Origin of the sequence: Paenibacillus albiflavus (genome assembly GCF_004344915.1) — a bacterium.
Taxonomy (GTDB): domain Bacteria; phylum Bacillota; class Bacilli; order Paenibacillales; family NBRC-103111; genus Paenibacillus_AM; species Paenibacillus_AM albiflavus.
This window is the reverse complement of the sequence record NZ_SKFG01000018.1, coordinates 1-21,102: the sequence shown is the minus strand read 5'-3', so window position 1 is coordinate 21,102 and position 21,102 is coordinate 1. Positions and strand designations below refer to the sequence as shown.

Below are 21,102 nucleotides of genomic sequence, written 5' to 3'. Positions count from 1 at the left end.
ACAATGCAGAATGATATTCAAATGACTCATATCGATAAATCAAAGTTTGAAAAATTGCCGAGCGAAACCTTGAAGAGGGACGTGATCGTTCGCCCATCTCAAACGTATTGGCAGGATGCATGGCGCAGACTGAAGATGAACAAGTTGGCTATGGCTGGTCTGATCATCTTGGTTGTTCTTTCGCTTTTGGCAATCTTTGCTCCTATGTTCTCATCTTTCTCATATGAAGAGCAAAACATCACGGCAACAAATGTTGCACCTAACAGTCAATATTGGTTTGGTACAGATGACTTTGGTCGTGATTTATGGACACGCGTATGGTGGGGAACTCGAATTTCCTTGTTCGTTGGTTTAGCCGCTGCAGCGATTGATTTGGTCATCGGGGTTATCTATGGTGGTATCTCTGGTTATTATGGTGGTAAAGTTGATACCATTATGCAACGTTTTATCGAGGTCATTATTGCGATTCCTATGCTGATCATTGCAATTCTACTCATTGTTACATTAGGCGCAGGGATGGGGACGATTATTCTTGCGTATGCTCTAGTCGGTTGGACTCAGATGGCTCGTCTTGTACGTGGTCAAATGCTATCGCTTAAAGAGAATGAATTTGTGCTTGCAGCTCAAACTTTGGGTGCATCCACTTGGAGAATTATTACACGTCATTTAGTTCCAAATGCACTTGGCATTATTGTTATTCAAATTACATTTGCAGTACCAGGAGCAATTTTCTTCGAATCTTTCCTATCGTTCATCGGTGTAGGTATTAAGGTTCCTATGGCTTCGCTTGGTACGCTATTAACTGATGGAGCAGCTAACATTCGATTATTCCCGCATCGCCTTATTTTCCCAGCCATTGTTTTCAGCTTAATTCTTTTGAGCTTTAACTTGCTTGGTGATGGATTACGTGATGCACTAGATCCAAAAATGCGTAAGTAAAAGGGGGAAGTTACATGAGCGATCAGCCATTGTTAGAGGTGAAGGATCTCAAAGTATCCTTCCAGACGTATGCTGGTGAAGTGCAAGCGGTACGAGGTGTATCGTTTCATTTAAATAAAGGAGAGGTGCTAGCGATCGTAGGTGAGTCTGGCTGTGGTAAATCAGTAACCGCACAGACAATTATGCGCCTAATTCCTAACCCTCCAGGAGTAATTAAAGACGGCTCAATCCTGTTTAATGGTGAGCATGATATAACGAAGCTATCTGATAAGCAGATGGAAAAAATTCGCGGTAAAGAAATGGGCATGATCTTCCAGGATCCAATGACTTCTCTTAACCCAACTATGCAAGTAGGTAAGCAGATTACAGAAGGTCTGATCAAGCATCAGGGCATGAATAAAGAAGATGCCATGAAGCGTGCCATTGAAATGCTCTCGCTTGTTGGTATGTCCAATCCTGAAAGTCGTGTGAAGCAATATCCGCATGAATTCTCAGGTGGTATGCGTCAACGTGTAATGATCGCACTTGCACTTGCTTGTACGCCGAAGCTACTGATTGCCGATGAGCCTACAACAGCTCTTGATGTAACGATTCAAGCACAAATCATTAAATTAATGAAGAAGCTGTCCGAACAGACGAGCGCTTCTATCATTGTAATCACGCATGACCTTGGTATTGTGGCTGATATGGCACAACGTGTTATCGTTATGTATGCGGGTAAAGTTGTAGAGCAAGGTACGATCGATGAAATTTTCTATAATTCGAGACATCCTTATACTTGGGGACTTCTTCGTTCGGTTCCAAGATTAGATAAAAGCGCTGATGAAGAATTGGTTCCGATTCCAGGTTCCCCACCCGATTTATTTGCACCACCAGTAGGTTGTGCATTTGCAGCTAGATGTCCATATGCAATGGGTATTTGTATGGAGAAAGATCCAGAACATACGCTTGTGTCAGGACAACACTCTGCAGCATGCTGGTTATTGCACCCAGATGCACCTAAAGTAGCAAGACCTGCAGATATAGGAGGTGATCAACATGTCGGATAATATTCTTGAAATTCGTAATATGAAGAAGCATTTTAACCTTGGCAATGGTAAAATCCTGAAGGCAGTTGATCGTTTCTCTATTAATATTAAACGCGGTGAAACCTTCGGTCTTGTTGGCGAGTCTGGCTGCGGAAAGTCAACTGCGGGACGGACGATTATTCGGATGTACGATGCGACTTCAGGAGAAGTCATGTTCAATGGAGAGAATGTTCATAAGCTGCAAGGTAATAAGTTAAAGGAATTCCGTCGCAACGCTGCGATGGTATTCCAAGATCCTTATGCTTCGCTTAATCCGCGAATGACTGTCGGCAACATTATTGCAGAAGGTATTGATATCCACAATTTATATACGGGCAAGAAGAGAAGAGATCGCGTTGTCGAGCTTATTCAAGCGGTTGGCCTGAATGAAGAGCATATTAACAGGTTCCCGCATGAATTCTCAGGCGGTCAGCGTCAACGGATCGGAATTGCACGCGCACTAGCAATTGAACCACAATTCATTATTGCCGATGAACCTATTTCCGCGCTTGATGTGTCGATTCAAGCCCAAGTCGTTAACCTATTTAAGAAGCTGCAAAAAGATCATGGTCTAACGTATTTGTTTATTGCGCATGACCTTGCAATGGTTAAGTATATTTCGGATCGCATTGGCGTTATGTACCTCGGTAATCTTGTTGAGGTGACAACTTCCACTGAAATGTATGCAAATCCGTTGCATCCTTATACGGAATCTCTATTATCCGCAATCCCGATTGCAGATCCGGAGATTGAACGTACACGTGAACGTATAATTCTAGAAGGTGAAGTACCTTCACCGCTGAATCCACCAAGTGGTTGTCCGTTCCGTACACGTTGCCCGAAAGCAATGGACAAGTGTGCACTAGCTATGCCTGAAATGAAGGAAGTAAATCCAGGACATTTTGTTGCCTGCCACTTATACTAATTTCTTATTCGTAAGCTGTCCCATAAGTCATTAACAAGACTTTGGGGCAGTTTCTTTATTTGTTCTTACTTTGGCTCAAAACAATAATCAGTGCTTGCCAATTAGCGAAAGGAGCGGAGAGGACGGAATCGTTCCGGACCAGAGAAACGGTTTCATAGTCAAATATGGCGAAGACGTTTTTTAAGGTATTACACATCATTTATAATCCGAAGGGATAAATGTTGTAATACGAAGCGTAAGCGGTCGCCTAAAGAGCTTTCCGGAGGAAAGCTCACTTCGGAAGGATATGCTTTGTCAGCGAATTTCTACATACTAAAGGCTAATCCAATCAGGAAATTCGGTGACAACAGCGATCGTAGGAATGATCCGTACTCGCAGCGCCACTACGTAGTTTCAAATACTTATTTTTGTGCTGAGCCTTTACTTTTTATTCATTTCTAACTTTTTGTAAGAATATCTTTGACGAGTCAGCAAGTGATGTGTACAATTTATTAGTGAGTATAATAAACAATAACTAATCGATAAGTGGAAGGAGGCCGAAAGGATGAGGCTTGAAATTGTGTCACAAACGCGTAATCAGCCTTTGGCCGAAGACTATATAGAAAATTATGTGAAGGTAAGCGAGTTTTACGAGTACAACCCGTGGGATCAAGGGGAGTGGGAACGTAGAGCGAGCGATTTAACGCGAGCATGGTGTGGTGCGCGAAGCGGCGAGCACGCTGCGAGCGAGGAAGCAGGCGCGGTGGATGGGCATAGCCACGGCTGCACAGCAGCTGTGGCTGCCAAGACAGCACCGCGCGCGGATCGGTCAGCGCTAGTCAGCGCGCTGACCGCTTACAACAGCCGCGTAGGCAACGCGGCTGCAGCGATGGACGCGATCGAGCAGCTGCGCGATCGCGAGAGCCTTGTTGTGACCGGCGGGCAGCAGGCCGGTCTATTCGGTGGACCGCTGTACAATGTGTACAAAGCGGTCACGGTCATACAAGCGGCGCGTGAAGCATCGCGCCAGCTAAATCGTACAGTAATCCCCGTTTACTGGATTGCTGGAGAAGATCATGATTGGGATGAGGTTAATCATCTCTTCTATCTAAATAACGATGTGAAAATACGCAAAGTGAAAATCGACGCACCGAAGCCTTATATTCGCACCTCTGTATCTCGTCTCGTTCTGGATGAAACCGCTTGGCTTAAAGCGCTTGAGCAATTAGATGAAAGCTTGATAGATTCCGAGCATAAGCGCGGACTTATGAAGAAGCTGCAGGAAATCACATCAAGCTCAGCTACGTTGACTGATGCTTTTGCACAGTTAATGGCATGGTTGTTTGGTCATCATGGACTTGTTCTGATCGATTCGGATGACCCTGCGATTCGTGCGATTGAAGCTCCTATGTTCGCGGCGCTCATTGATCAGAACAAGGCAGTGAATGATACACTCGTACATAGCGACTCCATGCTGCGTGCTTCTGGCTACAAACCGCAGGCAGACGTTAGTGCAAACGGTGCTAATTTGTTCATGTTTAATAAGAGCGGACGGGTTTTGCTTCAGCGAGAAAATGAGATGTTCTTAGATAAGAAAGGAAAGCACTCTTATTCCAAGCAGCAGCTGCTTGAATTAGCGGAAGAACAGCCAACCTTATTTAGTAATAACGTCATGACTAGACCGCTGATGCAGGAATTCTTATTCCCTGTGCTTGCTACAGTGCTAGGTAATGCCGAAATTGCGTATTGGGGATTAACGAAGCGAGCTTTTCACGAGCTGGATATGCAAATGCCGATTCTTTTGCCAAGGCTTGAGTTTACCTTAATGGACAATACCATTCATAAATATATGAACCATTATCAATTAAGCTTTGATGATACGAAGAACCGATTTGAATCATGGAGAAATGAGTGGTTGGCACAGCAGGATGATATTGCGTATCAGGATCGTTTTGCTGAAATTAGAGAGAAGCTTGCTGCTGAGTATCATCAGCTTATCGAGCTAGTCGAAGCAATCAATCCTTCGCTGCGCACATTAGGTGAAACGAATTTAGAACGGATTGATGAGCAAATTCGTTATTATGAATCCAAAACTTCGGAGGCAAAAGAGCACAAGTATGAGGCTGAGCTTAGACGATTAGATCTAATTGCGTCCAGCCTAATGCCACTGTCCAAGCCGCAGGAAAGAGGATATAATGTGATTGCTTATATCAATCGATTTGGAACCAATTGGATAGATGAGCTTGTTGATAATCCAATTCCAGTTGATGGGCAGCATCGCATATATTATGTATAGATAGCATGATTTCTGAGAGGAGTTTGGGACTATGACAACAACAGCTTTAAACAGTATTGTTGCCGATCTTACACTAGCGCACGAGGGACATCTTAAGATTGATTGGGCGAAGGCACATATGCCAGTACTTAACAAAATTCGCGAAGAGTTTGAACGCGAACAACCTTTTAAAGGATTGAAGGTTGCGATTTCTCTTCATCTTGAGGCCAAGACTGCTTATCTCGCCAAAGTCATTAAAGCAGGTGGAGCTGATGTGATTATAACAGGCTCCAATCCACTTTCTACCCAAGATGATGTATGTGCAGCACTAGTGGAAGATGGGATTACTGTTTTTGCCAAGTATAATCCATCTCCTGAGGAATACAAATCATTGCTTCTCAAAACACTTGAAACACATCCAGACATGATTATTGATGACGGTGGGGATTTAGTTACCATTCTTCATTCGGAACGTCAGGATTTAATCGGTAGTATCCGTGGTGGTGCCGAAGAAACGACGACAGGCATCCTTCGTCTCAAAGCGCTTGAGAAGGAAGGTCAGCTTAAGTTTCCGATGGTAGCTGTGAATGATGCATTCTGCAAGCATTTATTTGATAATCGCTATGGTACAGGTCAATCTGTATTTGATGGCATTAATCGCACAACGAATCTGGTCGTTGCTGGTAAGACAGTCGTTGTAGTTGGATACGGCTGGTGCGGCAAAGGCGTAGCTATGCGTGCCAAAGGACTTGGAGCGAACGTTATTGTAACCGAAATTGATGCGATTAAAGCGGTTGAAGCCTATATGGATGGATTTGCTGTTATGCCAATGAGCGAAGCAGCGAAACTAGGCGATTATTTCATAACTGTAACAGGTAACAAGGATGTTATTCGCGGTGAACATTATATGGTGATGAAGGATGGAGCCATTTTATCGAATGCAGGTCACTTTGATGTTGAAGTGAACAAAATTGAATTAGAGGCTGAATCTGTATCGAAACGGGTCGTTCGTCGCAATATTGAAGAGTATCAAATGAAGGATGGACGCAAACTATATTTATTAGCAGAAGGTAGACTTGTTAATCTTGCAGCAGGTGATGGACATCCCGCAGAAATTATGGATATGACATTCGCGCTGCAAGCTATGGCGCTTAAATACGTGAATGATCACTATGAAGCATTCGGCAATCAAGTCGTCAATATGCCTTATAAGCTTGATGAGCAAGTAGCTCGCTTTAAGCTGCAAGCACTAGGCATGTCCATCGATAGCTTAACCGAAGAGCAAGAAGCTTATTTAGATTCTTGGGTTGAACACTAAGCAAAAATAGCAGTATATCGTAACGGGAATGTTCCACCTAAACAGATTGTGAATAAATTATCGAAAAATCCTGCGTGTCAAGCAGGATTTTTGTTTTTTATGCAGAAAGAAATAGAAGTGGTGAAAAGTGGAGTGAAGTGGGGCGAAAGGGGTGAGGGATCATGTTCATGGGGGAATACCAGCATACGATTGATGAAAAGGGTCGTATCATTATTCCGGCCAAGTTTCGTGAAGCCCTTGGTGAAACCTTCGTTGTCACTCGTGGACTAGATGAGTGCTTATTCGTTTATCCACGATCAGAATGGACTGTGCTTGAAGGTAAGCTCAAAGCATTATCCCTTATGAAATCTGATGCGCGTGCATTTACACGGTACTTTTTCTCTGGAGCCACCGAATGTGAATTAGATAAGCAAGGTCGTATTAACATCCCAAACAACTTGGCTAAGCACGCAGGACTAGAGAAGGATTGCGCGGTTATTGGCGTTTCCAATCGTGTGGAGATTTGGAATAAGCATACTTGGGAAAACTATTTTCAGCAATCTCAAGAAGGCTTTAACGAAATCGCCGAGAAACTCGTTGATTTCAATTTTGATCTATAGACTAACTGCTGAAATAACTTCTAGGGGGACACAAATTGTTTCATCATATTACAGTACTTAAGAATGAAGCCGTTGAAGGTTTGAATATAAAGCCAAATGGAGTATATGTCGATTGCACACTTGGCGGTGCGGGCCATAGTTCTCTTATCGCATCCAAGCTTGGAGAAGGAGGACTGCTCATTTGTATCGATCAGGATGACATTGCATTAGCAAACGCAGGCAAGCTACTTGCAAGTTATGGTGATCGAGTGCGGCTGGTGAAGTCGAATTTTCGCAAACTGGAGCAGATCTTGCAGAATATCCCAGAAGCGATGAAGGATGGCAAACCACAAGTTGATGGCATTCTCTTTGACCTAGGTGTATCGTCGCCTCAACTTGATGAGGGAGAGCGTGGATTCTCCTATCATCAAGATGCTGAACTTGATATGCGTATGGATCAAGGAGCTGAGCTAACTGCCAAGACGATCGTAAATGAATGGCCTGCCGCTGAAATTATACGTATTTTATTTGAGTATGGTGAGGAAAAGTTTGCCAAACGAATTGCAAATGCGATTGAAGCAGCACGTGCCAAGGGTCCAATTGAAACGACTAGTCAGCTAGTTGAGCTCATCAAGGAAGGTATTCCTGCTGCAGCAAGAAGGACAGGGGGACATCCTGCCAAGCGATCATTCCAAGCGCTTAGAATTGCAGTAAATGATGAACTCGGCGCTTTTGAAGATGCCTTGGAGCAGACGATTCGTTGTTTGGCGCCTGGTGGTCGTGCATCAGTCATTACTTTCCATTCGTTGGAAGACCGGATGTGTAAGGTTACTTTTGCTAAATATGTTGGCAAATGTACATGCCCGCCGGATTTCCCAATGTGCGTATGCAACAATCAAGGCGTTGTAAAGCTTGTTAATCGGAAACCAATTTTACCTAGTGCGGAGGAACTTGAACATAATTCACGAGCAAGATCAGCTAAGCTCAGAATCGCTGAAAAGTTATAGAGTTAGGGGGGATTTATGATGCCATACTATCAAGGGAATTTAGCATTAGACAAACAGCATGCAGAACCGCTAAAAAAACAGAGACCAAGACAACAGCAGACTATCGTGCAAGAGCCAGCTCGAACCCGCCCGGTTCCTGCAACTTTACCGATTGGTGTGAAGCTGTTTCGATTAGCAGCGGTCATCTTTACCGTATGTATACTCGTATTCATTATGTATCGTTATACCCAAATCTATCAGATGAATCTTGATATACGCGATACCAAAGCAGAGATTAAGGAAATGACAGCAGAGAATAGTTCACTTAAGCAGCAGATTGAAACTTTGCAAAGTCCTGAACGATTAAAAGAATATGCAATTGCGAATGGTTTTAAACAACCAGTTGAAGGACAAGTCTCGCAGGTTGAGCGTAAGGTGCTTGGGAAGACACCTACTGAACAAGGCACAGCGAAACGCTAGTTGGGGTGATGGGACATGACTAAAAAAACGCGTTTAAGAACATTGCTCATTGGGGGGTTATTCACCCTCCTTTTTATTTCTCTAATAGGACGGATGTATTGGATTCAGGTCGTGAAGGCGGATGCCTATGTCGAAATGGCCTCTAAAGCTTGGGATAAAAGCGATATTCTCAAAGCGGTTCGAGGCTCGATTGTGGATCGTAACGATAAAGTATTGTCAGAGGATGTACCCGCCTATACGGTGTCTCTTAATCCCCAAATCGTTAATGATCAGGGCATTGTTGAAGATGTTGTTATTGGTCTTGCCCAGATTTTGAAATCAGATAATACGAATGTATCAGAGCTAGAAAAGAAGATTCGAGATGCAGCGAATAAGAAAAAGCCAGATGGCTCTTATTATATGGATGTTGAGATTCGGAATGAAGGAATGAAAATAGATAAATCCAAGCGTGATGCCATTATTCAGTTTATCGAAGATCTTCGTCCGAAGAAAAAGAATAAAGCGAATTCGTCGGGGATTTATTTAAGAGACGAAAAGAAACGTTATTATCCTAATGGAACTCTGGCTGCTCATGTACTCGGGTATGTGAATAAAGAGGGAGAGGCTATTCAAGGCGTAGAGAAGAAGTATAACGATGTGCTGACTGGAACACCTGGTAAGATTACAACCCAGCGGGATGCCAAGGGTGTTGAACTGCCAAATGCCAAGGCTGATATTACACCTCCAGTGAATGGCAAAACCTTGCGATTAACGATCGACAAGAACATTCAATTCATGATGGAGAACACCTTGGAAAAGTACTATCAAGCTTATAGGCCAAAGAGTATCACGGCTGTAGCTGCTGATCCGAAGACGATGGAAATTCTCGGTATGGTGAATTTTCCTAACTTTAATCCTAACGACTTCTGGAACTATAATGTGGAGAGTTTTACTAATCAAGCGGTCACGGCACAATATGAGCCGGGTTCGACATTTAAGATCGTAACGCTTGCGGCTACTGTCAAAGAAGGCATTTTCAAGCCGGGTGAAACTTATCAGTCAGGTAAAATCAAAGTGCCTGGTAACGAGGTGCATGACTATAACCGTGTTGGTTGGGGCGTTATCTCTTATTTAAACGGATTAAAGCATTCCTCAAACGTTGCTTTTGTTAATCTAGGATACTATAAACTTGGACAGGAAAAGCTAGTAGATTATATTAAAGAATTCGGATTTGGCGAGAAGACCGGAATTGATTTGCCTGCAGAAGGTTCAGGCTCCATTCCGATGAAATGGCCATCTGACTTTGCGCGTGCAACATTTGGTCAGAACCTTTATGTGACTACGATTCAGCAATTAGCAGCTTATGGTGCAATTGCGAATGATGGGATGATGATGTGGCCGCATGTTGTGAAGGAAATTGTTGATCCAGTAACGAATAATGTGATTCAAAAGATTGGTCCAACACCTGTTAAGCAGGTTGTTCCTCCGGAAGCTGCACGCGAGGTTACGAATTTGCTGGCACAAACGGTGCAAGATCCTGATAAGATCGCAACAGGTTTAGCAGCACAAGTGAAGGGATATAATGTTGCAGGTAAAACGGGTACAGCCAACATTGTTGTGAATGGTAAATATTCACTTAATACATGGGTAACTTCATTCTGTGGTTATGCGCCAGCAGATGATCCTAAAGTAGTGATGTGTATTGTGGCGGATCAGCCTGATTTGGGCGGTGATTATAAGCGTGCCAAAGAAGTTGCGCCTAAAGCGTTTAGTGAAATGATGGAGCAGGTGCTCACCCATCTTGGGGTTCCATCATCAGAGGTCATCAAGGAGAATAAGGTTGAAGTTTCTGATGCCTCTGTCAAAATTAAAGTGCCTGATCTGAGCGGTCTCTCCGAAAATGCAGCCAAGAATGCGGGGTTGCAGGCGGGTCTTAATGTTGTACCGTACGGTACTGGCACCAAAGTTGTTTTGCAATATCCGCCTGCAGGAACAGAGGTGGGGGCTTCTCAACGAGTTTATGTCGCGATGCAGCAGCCGAATACAATCCCGATTCCTGATTTTACAGGGATGTCTCAGCGTGATGCGCTTGAATTATGTAATTTTCTCAGCTTAGTATACAAGATTAATGGTGAAGGGTATGTCGTTTCGCAAGAAGTGGAAGGAGCAGGTGAAGTTCAGACGGTTGTATTAAATCTGATGCCACCAGATGAAAGAGCTTCTCTTCCAACGCCTACACCTGATCCCAAAGCGAAATCCCAAACAAAGAAATAGTTTCACCCCCTAGGCTTGTCATAACCCCTGATGATTCCGAATAGGCTTCATTAGAATAGGTTATGACTTGTCTTTATAGGGAGGGAGCTAGAGCGATGACAAGAGCTTCAGGAGTTACGCTTAGACGCAGAATGTTTATTTTATTAACGTTTGGGACATTGATTTTCATAGCACTTCTTATTCGTCTAGCTTATGTACAATTGATGATCGGTCCTGATTTGGCGGAACGTGCGGAGGATACATGGAGACGTGACATGGTATATCAGGCCAAACGTGGAGAGGTGCTTGATCGGAATGGTGTCCAGTTTGCCTATAATATTTCAACTCCATCTGTCATTGCAATTCCTGTACAAGTAGTCGATAAGCAGGGAACTGCGCTTAAACTTGCCAAGGTGCTTGGTGGATCAGAAGAAGAAATTCTGAAACAACTCAGCAAAAGGGTAAGCAGTGTTTATATTAAGCCATCCGGACGTAAAATCACGCAGGAGAAAGCGCAAGAAGTGCGTGATCTTCAATTGCCTGGTATTCAGATCGTTGAAGATAATACTCGCTACTACCCGTTTGGAACTTTGGCTGCACATGTACTTGGCATAACAGGTGCCTATAATCAAGGGCTAACAGGTGTCGAAGCTAAGTATGAAGATGGATTAATTGGGCTGCCAGGTTCCGTATCCTACTTATCTGATGCAGCAGGTAAGGAGATGCCAGGCTCGACCGAACAATATGTGAAACCTAAGGATGGCATGAATCTGGAATTAACGATCGATAGTAATTTGCAAATGTTTCTTGAACGCGAGCTGGATCAGGCGATGGTTAAGACACAAGCCAATAGTGCTCTTGCCATCATGATGGATCCTAGCAATGGCGAAATACTTGCCATGTCTTCAAGACCTACATTTGATCCTGGAAATTATACGCAATATTCGCAAGAAATTTATAACCGTAATCTTCCGATTTGGATGACTTACGAGCCAGGATCGACTTTCAAAATTATAACACTTGCAGCCGCTTTAGAAGAGAAAAAAATCGATCTAAAATATGATTACTTCTTTGATTCAGGTTTTATCGATGTTTCGGGAGCTAAGCTTCGTTGTTGGAAGCGTGGCGGACATGGCAGCGAGTCCTTCTTGCAGGTAGTTGAGAACTCCTGTAACCCAGGTTTTGTTGTTATGGGACAGCGACTTGGCAAGGAAACATTATTTGATTACATTAATAAGTTCGGATTCGGAAAGAAAACAGGTATTGATCTTGGTGGAGAAGCGAATGGAATTCTATTCAAGCTATCAAGAGTGGGTCCAGTTGAATTAGCGACGACTGCTTTTGGTCAAGGTGTATCTGTTACGCCGATTCAGCAGGTTGCTGCCGTAGCCGCTGCCATTAATGGAGGAACGTTGTACGAGCCGCATGTAGGTAAGGCATGGATCAGTCCCGAAACGGGAGAAGTCGTGGAGGAGATTAAACCAAAGGAAGTTCGGAAAGTCATTTCAGGATCAACTTCTAAGATGGTGAGAGAAGCGCTGGAAAGCGTAGTCGCCAAAGGTACGGGCAGACCTGCATTCATAGATGGGTATCGCGTTGGGGGAAAGACGGGAACAGCACAAAAGGTAATTAATGGTCGTTACTCAGCTAATGAGCATATTGTATCATTCATTGGCTTTGCACCTGCCGATAATCCTAAGCTGCTGGTTTACGTTGCCGTTGATAATCCACAAGGGATTCAGTTCGGTGGAGTTGTTGCAGCGCCAATCGTTCAGAATATCCTTAGAGATTCGTTGAAATATCTAAAAGTTGAGCCTGATATGAATCAACTTGCGAAGGAATACAAATTTGATGAGACTCCAATTATAGAAGTTCCTAACCTTGTTGGGATGACCGTTTCTGATATTTTTGAAAGCATGAACTCGAATTTTATGCTGGTTAAATCAGGTGAAGGAAACACGGTTGTTTCCCAAGCCCCAGCTGCTGGAACAAGAGTAGACCGAGGGTCAACGATTCGTGTATACTTATCTAGTCCAACGGATAAAAACAGGTAGGCACAATGCTTACGATGTAATTTTGTTCGGAATAGGGTTAAAGCTTACGAGGCAGTTTTTTTCTGCAAAACTTAAGCATACGCTTACGAAGTAGTTTTGCAAAGCAAAACTTGTACTCACAAAATTTGGAGGGATTTACAATGCAGCTTAAGGAGTTAGCTCAAACGCTTGTGGTTAGTCGCTTGATTGGGGATGGTTCTACGAACATTACAGGATTGCAGATCGATTCCCGTCAAATTCAACAAGGTGATCTGTTTATTTGTATAACAGGACAAGTGAGCGATGGCCATGATTATGCTGCAACGGCAGTACAGAAAGGTGCAGTAGCACTTGTTGTTGAACGTATCCTTGACTTAAATGTACCTCAGCTATTAGTTGAGAATGCAAGAGATGCTATGGCTGCACTAGCTTGTCATTATTATGGATATCCGACCACTGATATGAAGGTTATTGGTGTGACGGGAACCAATGGCAAAACCACGACAACCAATATCATTGAACATATATTGCGTTACAATCACAAACAGACTGGCCTTATGGGCACGATCCAAATGAAGATTGGCAATGAGTACACAGTTATGGAGAGAACGACCATGGAATCTGTTCAGCTGCAGCATGCGTTTAGCCAAATGCGTGATGTCCATACGGACTATTGTATGATGGAAGTTTCCTCGCATGCTCTTGATATGAATCGGGTCAAGGGGATTAGATTCAGAACTGCCGTGTTCACGAACCTAACGCAGGATCATTTGGATTACCATGTGACGATGGATAATTACCATCAAGCGAAGAACCTTTTATTCTCGCGAATGGATAACACCTATTATGCAGATGAGAATAAACGTCAATATGCAGTTCTTAATGCGGATGATCCAGCATACAAACTATTTAAGAAATCGACTGCAGCGCAAGTCATCACCTACGGAATTGATAATGAATGTGATGTACGAGCTTCGAAGATCAGCATTACTTCACAAGGAACTGAATTCACGGTCACAACCTTTGCAGGTGAAGCGCATATCCAAATGAAACTTGTCGGCAAATTCAATGTTTACAATACACTTGGGGCGATCGCAGCAGCTTTGCTTGAAGGGATCGAGCTTTCGGAAATTAAGAATAGCTTAAAGGAAATTAATGTCATAGAAGGACGCATGGAAGTAGTCGATGGCAAACAGGATTTTCTTGTCCTTGTTGACTACGCGCATACGCCTGATGGATTACGTAACGCATTATCTACAATAAGTGAATTTGCTGAGGGAAGAATTATTACGGTATTCGGCAATGGCGGTGATCGGGATCGTACGAAACGACCGATTATGGGGATGGTTGCTGCGGAATATAGCGATTATATTTATGTAACCTCAGATAATCCACGTACAGAGGACCCGAGTGCTATTTTGCAAGATATTGTTCCTGGTCTTGTAGAAGCAGGATATGAAACAGATAAATATGAGCTGATTGTTGATCGTCAGGTGGCAATCAACAAAGCTATTGCCGAGGCAGGCCCTAAAGATGTAATATTGATAGCGGGCAAAGGCCATGAGACTTATCAGATTATTGGTAAGGTCAAGCATGATTTTGACGATCGTTTAATCGCCAAATCTGCGCTTGAAGCCAGGGGGCTGCTATGATTAATCGAACAATTAGTGAGATTGCTGAGATGATAGGTGCGGCTTCTTCATTTGCAGAAGAAACTGCCAACCTTCGTGTGCAGGGGGTGTCCAAGGACACTCGGAATGATGTTGCTGGAAGCTTGTACATACCGTTAATCGGTGCTAGCTTTGATGGTCATGCATTCGCCCAAGATGCATTTCATAAAGGGGCTGTAGCTTCCTTGTGGCAGAAGGATCATCCAAATCCGCCGCAGGATGTGCCTCTTATTTATGTTGATGATACACTGCTTGCGATGCAGCAGCTTGCTACTGCGTATCGGAAGCAGCTTAAGGTTCGGATCATAGGTATTACAGGTAGTAATGGGAAGACGACTACGAAGGATTTGGTAGCTTCCGTTCTGTCTACGACATACAAGGTTCATAAGACACAAGGGAACTACAATAATCATTTTGGGTTACCGCTCACTATTCTTGAACTTGATGAAGATACAGATTTTGCAGTTGTTGAGATGGGGATGAGTGGCCGCGGAGAAATCGAGCTGTTATCCCAAATTGCGCAGCCAGACATCGCGATCATTACGATGATTGGGGAGTCGCATTTGCTTCAGCTAGGCTCTCGTTTAGAAATTGCGCGTGCAAAGATGGAGATCCTAAAAGGCTTATCGCCGGATGGTGTGTTTATTTATAATGGGGATGAACCTTTAATCGAACAAGTTAAAGCCGAAATCATGCTTTCAGGCAACATTAGAAGCATACGTTTTGGTCAAAGCAAATATAACGATTATTATACAGATTATATTCGTCTAGGTGAGGAAGGTACATTTTTTACGGTTAATGGTATGCCTGATCCACTTTATTACATTCCTCTTCTGGGCCAGCATAATGCAACGAATGCTTTGTCTGCCATAGCCGTAGCCAAAGTTCTTGGTGTGTCCGAAGAGCAGATTGTTGATGGACTGAGCAGTTTGCAAATGACGAGTATGCGAATTGAGAAATTGACGGCTGCAAGCGGCTTAACGATTTTGAATGACGCTTATAATGCTAGCCCTGCTTCTATGCGGGCAGCGCTTGATTTGTTTGATGGACTAACGGGTTACAAGCATAAATATGTTGTACTAGGCGATATGCTTGAACTAGGTGAGGAGCAGGATGAATTTCATCGCGAAATCGGTGCACGACTACATCCTGAACATATCCAAGGCGTATATGCATTTGGATCATTGGCTAAAGCGTATGTTGAAGAGACAGGCAAGCGATTCCCTGCAGGACGTGTACACTGGTTTGAAGATAAATCAGAGCTGATCGGGCACCTTGCAGACAAGTTAACGGATCAGGATGTTGTCTTAGTTAAGGGGTCTAGAGGTATGAAGCTGGAACAAGTTGTCCACCAATTATTGGAAAAATAATAAATAAAGTTGTGCAACATTATCGTTATTTATATAGTCACTAAGGATATAACAGCATAGAGAGAATAACAAATTGTGTTCACCCTTGTATGGAGGAACGCATCGTGGAATTGACGATTGTTCTGTTAGCATTAGGAACTGCATTTATACTAGCGATTATCATGGGGCCATTATTTATTCCTTTACTCCGTAGATTGAAATTTGGTCAGCAAGTTAGTAAAGACGGTCCTCAATCACATTACAAAAAGCAAGGCACTCCGACGATGGGTGGTACGATCATCTTAATTGCAGTTACATTAGCTTCGCTTCAGTTTGCGGAACATAAGATGGAGCTGTATGTCCTGCTGGTTGCCACACTAGGATATGGTCTAGTTGGATTTCTTGATGATTATATTAAAATACTTTTTAAACGCTCACTCGGACTAACAGCGAAGCAGAAGCTATTAGGACAATTGCTTGTTTCTGTCATCGTTTGTGTGATGCTCGTGTCCATGGAGCATTCTACTCTAATCACAATTCCTTATTTTAATGTTAGCTTTAATCTTGGTTGGCTATACTTTCCAATAATGGGGATTGTCATGCTTGGCGCATCGAATGCTGTTAATTTTACAGATGGACTAGATGGTTTATTGTCAGGCACAAGTGCGATTGCCTTTGGCGCTTACATCATTATTGCTATGCAAGCTGCTCAGCCAGAGTCAGCGATCTTCTCTGCAGCTATGGTTGGCGCCGTACTTGGATTTCTCGTTTTTAATGCACACCCAGCTCGGATGTTTATGGGGGATACGGGTTCGCTTGGGATTGGTGGAGCCATCGTAGCCGTTGCGATGTTAACGAAGGCGGAGCTCCTGCTTGCCGTGATCGGATTTATATTTCTTGTCGAAATTCTATCTGTTGTCATCCAAGTGATTTCGTTCAAAACAAGAGGCAAGCGTGTGTTTAGAATGAGCCCCATTCACTACCACTTTGAAATAGGCGGTTGGTCTGAATGGCGAGTTGTGATTACATTCTGGTCTGTAGGCTTAGCAGCAGCTATACTCGCACTAATTATTAATGGATTTACAGCAACGTAGTGAACAGGATACTTGTTCACTTTTATTTAGGAGGAACGCATCGTGGAATTGAAAGCTGTTTTGTTTACATTAGGAACCGCCTTTGTGCTGGCCATCATCATGGGACCTTTAATTATCCCTTTACTTCGCAGATTGAAATTTGGCCAACAGGTTCGGGAGGATGGACCTAAAGCGCATCTAAAAAAACAAGGCACGCCGACGATGGGTGGAACGATTATTTTACTTGCACTCACATTAGCTGCGCTTCAATTTGCAGATAAGACAATGGAGCTATTCGTCCTGCTTGTTGCCACACTGGGCTACGGCCTAGTCGGATTTCTCGATGATTATATTAAAATTGCCTTTAAACGCTCACTCGGACTGACTGCAAAACAGAAGCTTATTGGTCAATTGCTTGTTTCTGCAATCGTTTGTGTGATGCTCGTGACCATGAATCATCCGACGACAATTTCGATTCCATATTTTGATATTACATTTAACATAGGATGGTTGTACTTCCCTGTGATGGCGATCTTGATGCTTGGCGCGTCGAATGCCGTTAACTTTACAGATGGATTGGATGGCTTGCTTGCAGGTACGAGTGCGATTGCATTCGGTGCTTATACCATTATCGCAATGCATGTTTCCCAACCGGAGACAGCGATCTTCTCGGCAGCGATGGTTGGGGCCGTACTCGGCTTCCTTGTGTTCAATGCCCATCCTGCACGCGTGTTCATGGGAGATACGGGATCACTTGGCATTGGCGGTGGTCTAGTAGCTGTTGCGATTCTGACGAAGGCAGAGCTGCTGCTTGCGGTGATCGGCATCGTGTTTCTTGTTGAAATCTTGTCTGTCGTCATCCAAGTTGTTTCCTTCAAAACAAGAGGCAAGCGTGTATTCAAAATGAGTCCGATTCACCATCACTTTGAATTAAGCGGTTGGTCAGAATGGCGAGTTGTGATTACATTCTGGTCAGTAGGACTAGTAGCAGCCTTACTCGCACTTTACATTAACGAGGTGTTATAGCAGATGAAGCATCCGCAAGAATATAATGGACAACATGTTATCGTACTTGGTTTAGCTAGAAGTGGAGTAGCTGCAGCAAAGTTATTTCATCAAGCAGGCGCTATTGTAACGGTCAATGATCGTAAGGAACGGGATTTAAGCCCTGAAGCTGATGAATTAGAAGTGCTTGGGATTAAAGTGATTTGCGGGGGCCATCCCGATGATTTACTCGACGGCGAAGTGAAGCTGATCGTTAAGAATCCAGGGATTCCTTATAGCGCAAGCATCATCCAGCAGGCAGAGCTGCTCGGAATTGAAATTGTAACTGAGGTAGAGGTTGCCTATCATATTTGCCCAGCACCGATTATTGGTGTAACAGGCTCTAATGGTAAAACGACGACAACGACATTAATCGGTCTAATGTTGGAAGCAAGTAAGCTGGCTCCGATCGTAGCAGGCAATATTGGTGTGCCATTGTGTGAAGCAGCTGTACAAGCAAAGGCTGATAATCACATGGTAGTTGAATTAAGTTCCTTTCAATTGAAGGGAACGAAGGACTTTAGACCGAGTATCGCATGCCTGCTGAATGTGTATGAGACGCATCTGGATTATCATGGTGATATAAGTGATTACATTGCATCCAAGCTTAAAATATTTGAAAACCAAACAGCTGAGGATACCGCAGTTATCAATTGGGATAAACCGGTATGCAGGGAGTCTATACCGCACTTGAAGGCAAAGCTGCTGCCTTTTTCGATGAAAGAGAAGCTGCCTCATGGTGTTTTTCTTGATGTAGAAGCAGGTGTACTGATTTATCAAGAGGAAGGACAGCCTGCAAAGTCGATTATGCATACAAGTGAAATAGGTCTCAAGGGATCCTTCAATATTGAGAATGCACTTGCCGCAGCTGCTGTCGCAATTACTGCAGGTGCAACCCTGGAAGCTATAGCAAAGGTATTGCGTGAATTCCGTGGTGTCGAACATCGTCTGGAATTCGTAGGTGATATAGAAGGGGTAACCTTCTATAATAATTCCAAATCCACAAATCCAGTCGCTACGATTAAAACAATCGAAGCACTCGATGACAACATCGTCCTGATTGCAGGCGGATTGGATCGCGGATCGGATTATATGGAACTGGTGCCGATTCTTCGTGAACGCGTAAAAGCTGTCGTTGCTTTAGGACAGACTCGCGACAAAATCAAACATGTAGCTGAGCTTGCAGGGCTAACGACCGTGAAATCTGTCGATAATGTAGATAACGCACGGGAAGCCATTGAGGCTGCGGTACTTGCTGCCAAAGCGTTTGCAGACAAAGGCGATATCGTATTGCTATCACCTGCATGCGCGTCTTGGGATATGTTTCCTTCGTATGAAGAAAGAGGACGCATGTTTAAGGAAGCCGTGCATAACTTGTAATAAGGACATATATTGCCAAGCAGTCAGCAGGGAAGGAAGGACAAGCCTATCGGCACTTATATGAGCCTTAAGAAACAAGGCTAGAGGTGTCATTATGACGAAAGCGCGTTCCGCCCCTGATGTATGGATCATTGTTACAACCTTGCTCATTCTGACGATCGGTATTATTATGGTTTACAGTGCATCTGCTGTATTGGCTTTTCATGAGTATGGTGATTGGTACTATTATTTAAAACGACAGCTATTATTTGCTGCGCTCGGCATTGGCGCGATGTTCGTCACGATGAATGCTGATTATTACATTTGGAAGAAATACGCTAATCTTATATTAATTGTTTGTTTTGCCTTGCTCGTCATCGTGTTGATTCCTGGTGTGGGAGTCATTCGCGGTGGCGCCAGAAGCTGGCTTGGTATCGGATCTTTCGGTATTCAGCCATCCGAATTTATGAAGATGGGGATTATTATCTTCTTGGCCAAGATGCTGTCGAATGAGCAGATGAGGATGGAGCATTTTACGAAAGGCTTGCTTCCACCGCTTGGCTTTATTGGTATAGCCTTCGGACTCATCATGCTGCAGCCCGATCTTGGAACAGGTACCGTACTTGTAGGTGCTTCGATTCTGATGATTTTTGTAGCGGGTGCAAGGCTGCTGCACTTATCTTATTTTGTCATTGCAGGCGTGCTTGGCTTTATCGGTCTTATTCTGATGAATACGGAACGATTGGATCGGATCACTGCTTTTTTGGATCCTTGGAAGGACCCGCTCGGTTCAGGTTATCAAGCCATCCAATCTTTATATGCAATTGGTCCAGGAGGGTTAGTTGGATTAGGACTTGGTATGAGTCGTCAAAAATACAACTACTTGCCTGAGCCGCAGACTGATTTTATTTTCTCTATTATTTCGGAAGAGCTAGGCTTTATAGGCGGAGCCTTCTTGCTCGTGCTCTTCATGATTCTCATCTGGCGAGGCATGCGAGCGGCTATTACGGCACCTGATAAATTCGGTTCCCTGTTAGCAGTAGGCATTGTTGGAATGATTGCTGTGCAGGTGATTATCAACATTGGGGTCGTAATTGGAATGTTTCCTGTAACGGGGATTACATTGCCGCTTGTTTCAGCGGGAGGTTCGTCTCTTACGCTCATGCTTACCGCAATAGGTGTATTACTGAACATATCCCGATATTCGAGGTGAATGCTGTGCGCATCGTGCTCAGCGGAGGAGGTACAGGCGGTCACGTCTACCCAGCACTTGCAATTGCTGAAGAGTGCCTCAAGCATAATCCGCAATCTAAATTTATGTATATCGGCACAAATTCCGGGTTGGAACGCGACATCGTCGCGAAATCCAAGCTGGATTTGCCATTTGAAGCGATAGAAATCTCTGGCTTCTGCAGAAAGCTATTATCAACCGATAATGTTCGGACGGTTATGCGATTCTTGCGTGGCGTTAAGTTAGCTAAGGCCAAGCTAAAGGAGTTTAAGCCCGATGTCGTCATCGGAACTGGAGGCTACGTATGTGGTCCAGTTCTGTATGCTGCTGCTAAGCTGGGGATACCGACATTAATCCATGAACAAAACGTCCTGCCAGGGCTTACGAATAAATTTCTAAGCCGCTACGTAAGCAGCGTAGCGGTTTCCTTCAAGGGAATCGAGTCTCGATTCCCTAAAGCGCGGCGTGCCACTTACACTGGCAATCCGCGCGCAACGTCGGTCGTCGCTGCCGACCGACTTGCAGGACTGCGCTCCCTAGGCCTGACGGATCACGACCAGCTGG

General features: G+C 43.9%; 17 protein-coding genes. All 17 read left to right on the top strand.

What is annotated here, in order from left to right:
- The first annotated feature begins 3 nt into the window (after nt 1-3).
- A complete protein-coding gene (locus tag E0485_RS16730; RefSeq protein WP_407944858.1) occupies nt 4-939 on the top strand; it encodes an ABC transporter permease in 936 nt (311 codons plus the stop codon).
- Between the two features lie 14 nt (nt 940-953).
- Nucleotides 954-1,988, top strand: a complete 1,035-nt coding sequence (locus E0485_RS16725; RefSeq protein WP_132419225.1) for an ABC transporter ATP-binding protein — start codon at nt 954-956, stop codon at nt 1,986-1,988.
- On the top strand, nt 1,978-2,931 hold the full coding sequence (locus E0485_RS16720; protein ID WP_132419224.1) for an ABC transporter ATP-binding protein: 954 nt from the start codon (nt 1,978-1,980) through the stop codon (nt 2,929-2,931). The genes E0485_RS16725 and E0485_RS16720 overlap by 11 nt, the downstream gene beginning before the upstream one ends.
- Before the next feature lie 544 nt (nt 2,932-3,475).
- Nucleotides 3,476-5,206 (top strand): bacillithiol biosynthesis cysteine-adding enzyme BshC, encoded by a 1,731-nt coding sequence (gene bshC, locus E0485_RS16715; protein WP_132419223.1) that lies wholly within the window; start codon nt 3,476-3,478, stop codon nt 5,204-5,206.
- A gap of 31 nt (nt 5,207-5,237) precedes the next feature.
- The gene (locus E0485_RS16710; protein WP_132419222.1) at nt 5,238-6,503 is read left to right on the top strand and encodes an adenosylhomocysteinase; all 1,266 of its coding nucleotides are present in this window, start codon (nt 5,238-5,240) and stop codon (nt 6,501-6,503) included.
- Nucleotides 6,504-6,664: 161 nt separating this feature from the next.
- Entirely contained in the window at nt 6,665-7,102 is a 438-nt protein-coding gene (gene mraZ / locus E0485_RS16705) for a division/cell wall cluster transcriptional repressor MraZ (protein WP_132419221.1), read from the top strand.
- A 35-nt stretch (nt 7,103-7,137) separates the two neighbouring features.
- On the top strand, nt 7,138-8,088 hold the full coding sequence (gene rsmH, locus E0485_RS16700) for a 16S rRNA (cytosine(1402)-N(4))-methyltransferase RsmH (RefSeq protein ID WP_132419220.1): 951 nt from the start codon (nt 7,138-7,140) through the stop codon (nt 8,086-8,088).
- Nucleotides 8,089-8,103: 15 nt separating this feature from the next.
- The gene (ftsL, locus tag E0485_RS16695; RefSeq protein ID WP_132419219.1) at nt 8,104-8,547 is read left to right on the top strand and encodes a cell division protein FtsL; all 444 of its coding nucleotides are present in this window, start codon (nt 8,104-8,106) and stop codon (nt 8,545-8,547) included.
- A gap of 15 nt (nt 8,548-8,562) precedes the next feature.
- Nucleotides 8,563-10,800 carry a peptidoglycan D,D-transpeptidase FtsI family protein gene (locus E0485_RS16690; protein WP_132419218.1) on the top strand — a complete coding sequence of 746 codons (2,238 nt, stop codon included), beginning with the start codon at nt 8,563-8,565 and terminating at the stop codon, nt 10,798-10,800.
- Nucleotides 10,801-10,895: 95 nt separating this feature from the next.
- Nucleotides 10,896-12,833 (top strand): stage V sporulation protein D, encoded by a 1,938-nt coding sequence (locus tag E0485_RS16685; protein ID WP_132419217.1) that lies wholly within the window; start codon nt 10,896-10,898, stop codon nt 12,831-12,833.
- A 140-nt stretch (nt 12,834-12,973) separates the two neighbouring features.
- A complete protein-coding gene (locus E0485_RS16680) occupies nt 12,974-14,464 on the top strand; it encodes a UDP-N-acetylmuramoyl-L-alanyl-D-glutamate--2,6-diaminopimelate ligase (RefSeq protein ID WP_132419216.1) in 1,491 nt (496 codons plus the stop codon).
- Nucleotides 14,461-15,852 carry a UDP-N-acetylmuramoyl-tripeptide--D-alanyl-D-alanine ligase gene (locus E0485_RS16675; protein ID WP_132419215.1) on the top strand — a complete coding sequence of 464 codons (1,392 nt, stop codon included), beginning with the start codon at nt 14,461-14,463 and terminating at the stop codon, nt 15,850-15,852. The genes E0485_RS16680 and E0485_RS16675 overlap by 4 nt, the downstream gene beginning before the upstream one ends.
- 104 nt (nt 15,853-15,956) lie before the next feature.
- Nucleotides 15,957-16,925, top strand: coding sequence for a phospho-N-acetylmuramoyl-pentapeptide-transferase (gene mraY / locus E0485_RS16670; protein WP_132419214.1), 969 nt, complete (start codon nt 15,957-15,959; stop codon nt 16,923-16,925).
- A gap of 42 nt (nt 16,926-16,967) precedes the next feature.
- Entirely contained in the window at nt 16,968-17,930 is a 963-nt protein-coding gene (mraY, locus tag E0485_RS16665; protein WP_132419213.1) for a phospho-N-acetylmuramoyl-pentapeptide-transferase, read from the top strand.
- Between the two features lie 3 nt (nt 17,931-17,933).
- Nucleotides 17,934-19,328, top strand: a complete 1,395-nt coding sequence (gene murD, locus E0485_RS16660; protein WP_132419212.1) for a UDP-N-acetylmuramoyl-L-alanine--D-glutamate ligase — start codon at nt 17,934-17,936, stop codon at nt 19,326-19,328.
- A gap of 94 nt (nt 19,329-19,422) precedes the next feature.
- Nucleotides 19,423-20,520, top strand: a complete 1,098-nt coding sequence (gene spoVE, locus E0485_RS16655) for a stage V sporulation protein E (protein ID WP_132419211.1) — start codon at nt 19,423-19,425, stop codon at nt 20,518-20,520.
- Between the two features lie 5 nt (nt 20,521-20,525).
- On the top strand, nt 20,526-21,102 hold a 577-nt coding region (locus E0485_RS16650), incomplete at its 3' end, for a UDP-N-acetylglucosamine--N-acetylmuramyl-(pentapeptide) pyrophosphoryl-undecaprenol N-acetylglucosamine transferase (protein WP_207911002.1).

What these genes read in the sequence shown, in the direction of transcription:
- E0485_RS16730 (WP_407944858.1), top strand. Translation starts at nt 4, where the DNA reads ATGCAGAATGATATTCAAATGACTCATATCGATAAATCAAAGTTTGAA.
- E0485_RS16725 (WP_132419225.1), top strand. Translation starts at nt 954, where the DNA reads ATGAGCGATCAGCCATTGTTAGAGGTGAAGGATCTCAAAGTATCCTTC.
- E0485_RS16720 (WP_132419224.1), top strand. Translation starts at nt 1,978, where the DNA reads ATGTCGGATAATATTCTTGAAATTCGTAATATGAAGAAGCATTTTAAC.
- bshC (WP_132419223.1), top strand. Translation starts at nt 3,476, where the DNA reads ATGAGGCTTGAAATTGTGTCACAAACGCGTAATCAGCCTTTGGCCGAA.
- E0485_RS16710 (WP_132419222.1), top strand. Translation starts at nt 5,238, where the DNA reads ATGACAACAACAGCTTTAAACAGTATTGTTGCCGATCTTACACTAGCG.
- mraZ (WP_132419221.1), top strand. Translation starts at nt 6,665, where the DNA reads ATGTTCATGGGGGAATACCAGCATACGATTGATGAAAAGGGTCGTATC.
- ftsL (WP_132419219.1), top strand. Translation starts at nt 8,104, where the DNA reads ATGATGCCATACTATCAAGGGAATTTAGCATTAGACAAACAGCATGCA.
- E0485_RS16690 (WP_132419218.1), top strand. Translation starts at nt 8,563, where the DNA reads ATGACTAAAAAAACGCGTTTAAGAACATTGCTCATTGGGGGGTTATTC.
- E0485_RS16685 (WP_132419217.1), top strand. Translation starts at nt 10,896, where the DNA reads ATGACAAGAGCTTCAGGAGTTACGCTTAGACGCAGAATGTTTATTTTA.
- E0485_RS16680 (WP_132419216.1), top strand. Translation starts at nt 12,974, where the DNA reads ATGCAGCTTAAGGAGTTAGCTCAAACGCTTGTGGTTAGTCGCTTGATT.
- E0485_RS16675 (WP_132419215.1), top strand. Translation starts at nt 14,461, where the DNA reads ATGATTAATCGAACAATTAGTGAGATTGCTGAGATGATAGGTGCGGCT.
- murD (WP_132419212.1), top strand. Translation starts at nt 17,934, where the DNA reads ATGAAGCATCCGCAAGAATATAATGGACAACATGTTATCGTACTTGGT.
- spoVE (WP_132419211.1), top strand. Translation starts at nt 19,423, where the DNA reads ATGACGAAAGCGCGTTCCGCCCCTGATGTATGGATCATTGTTACAACC.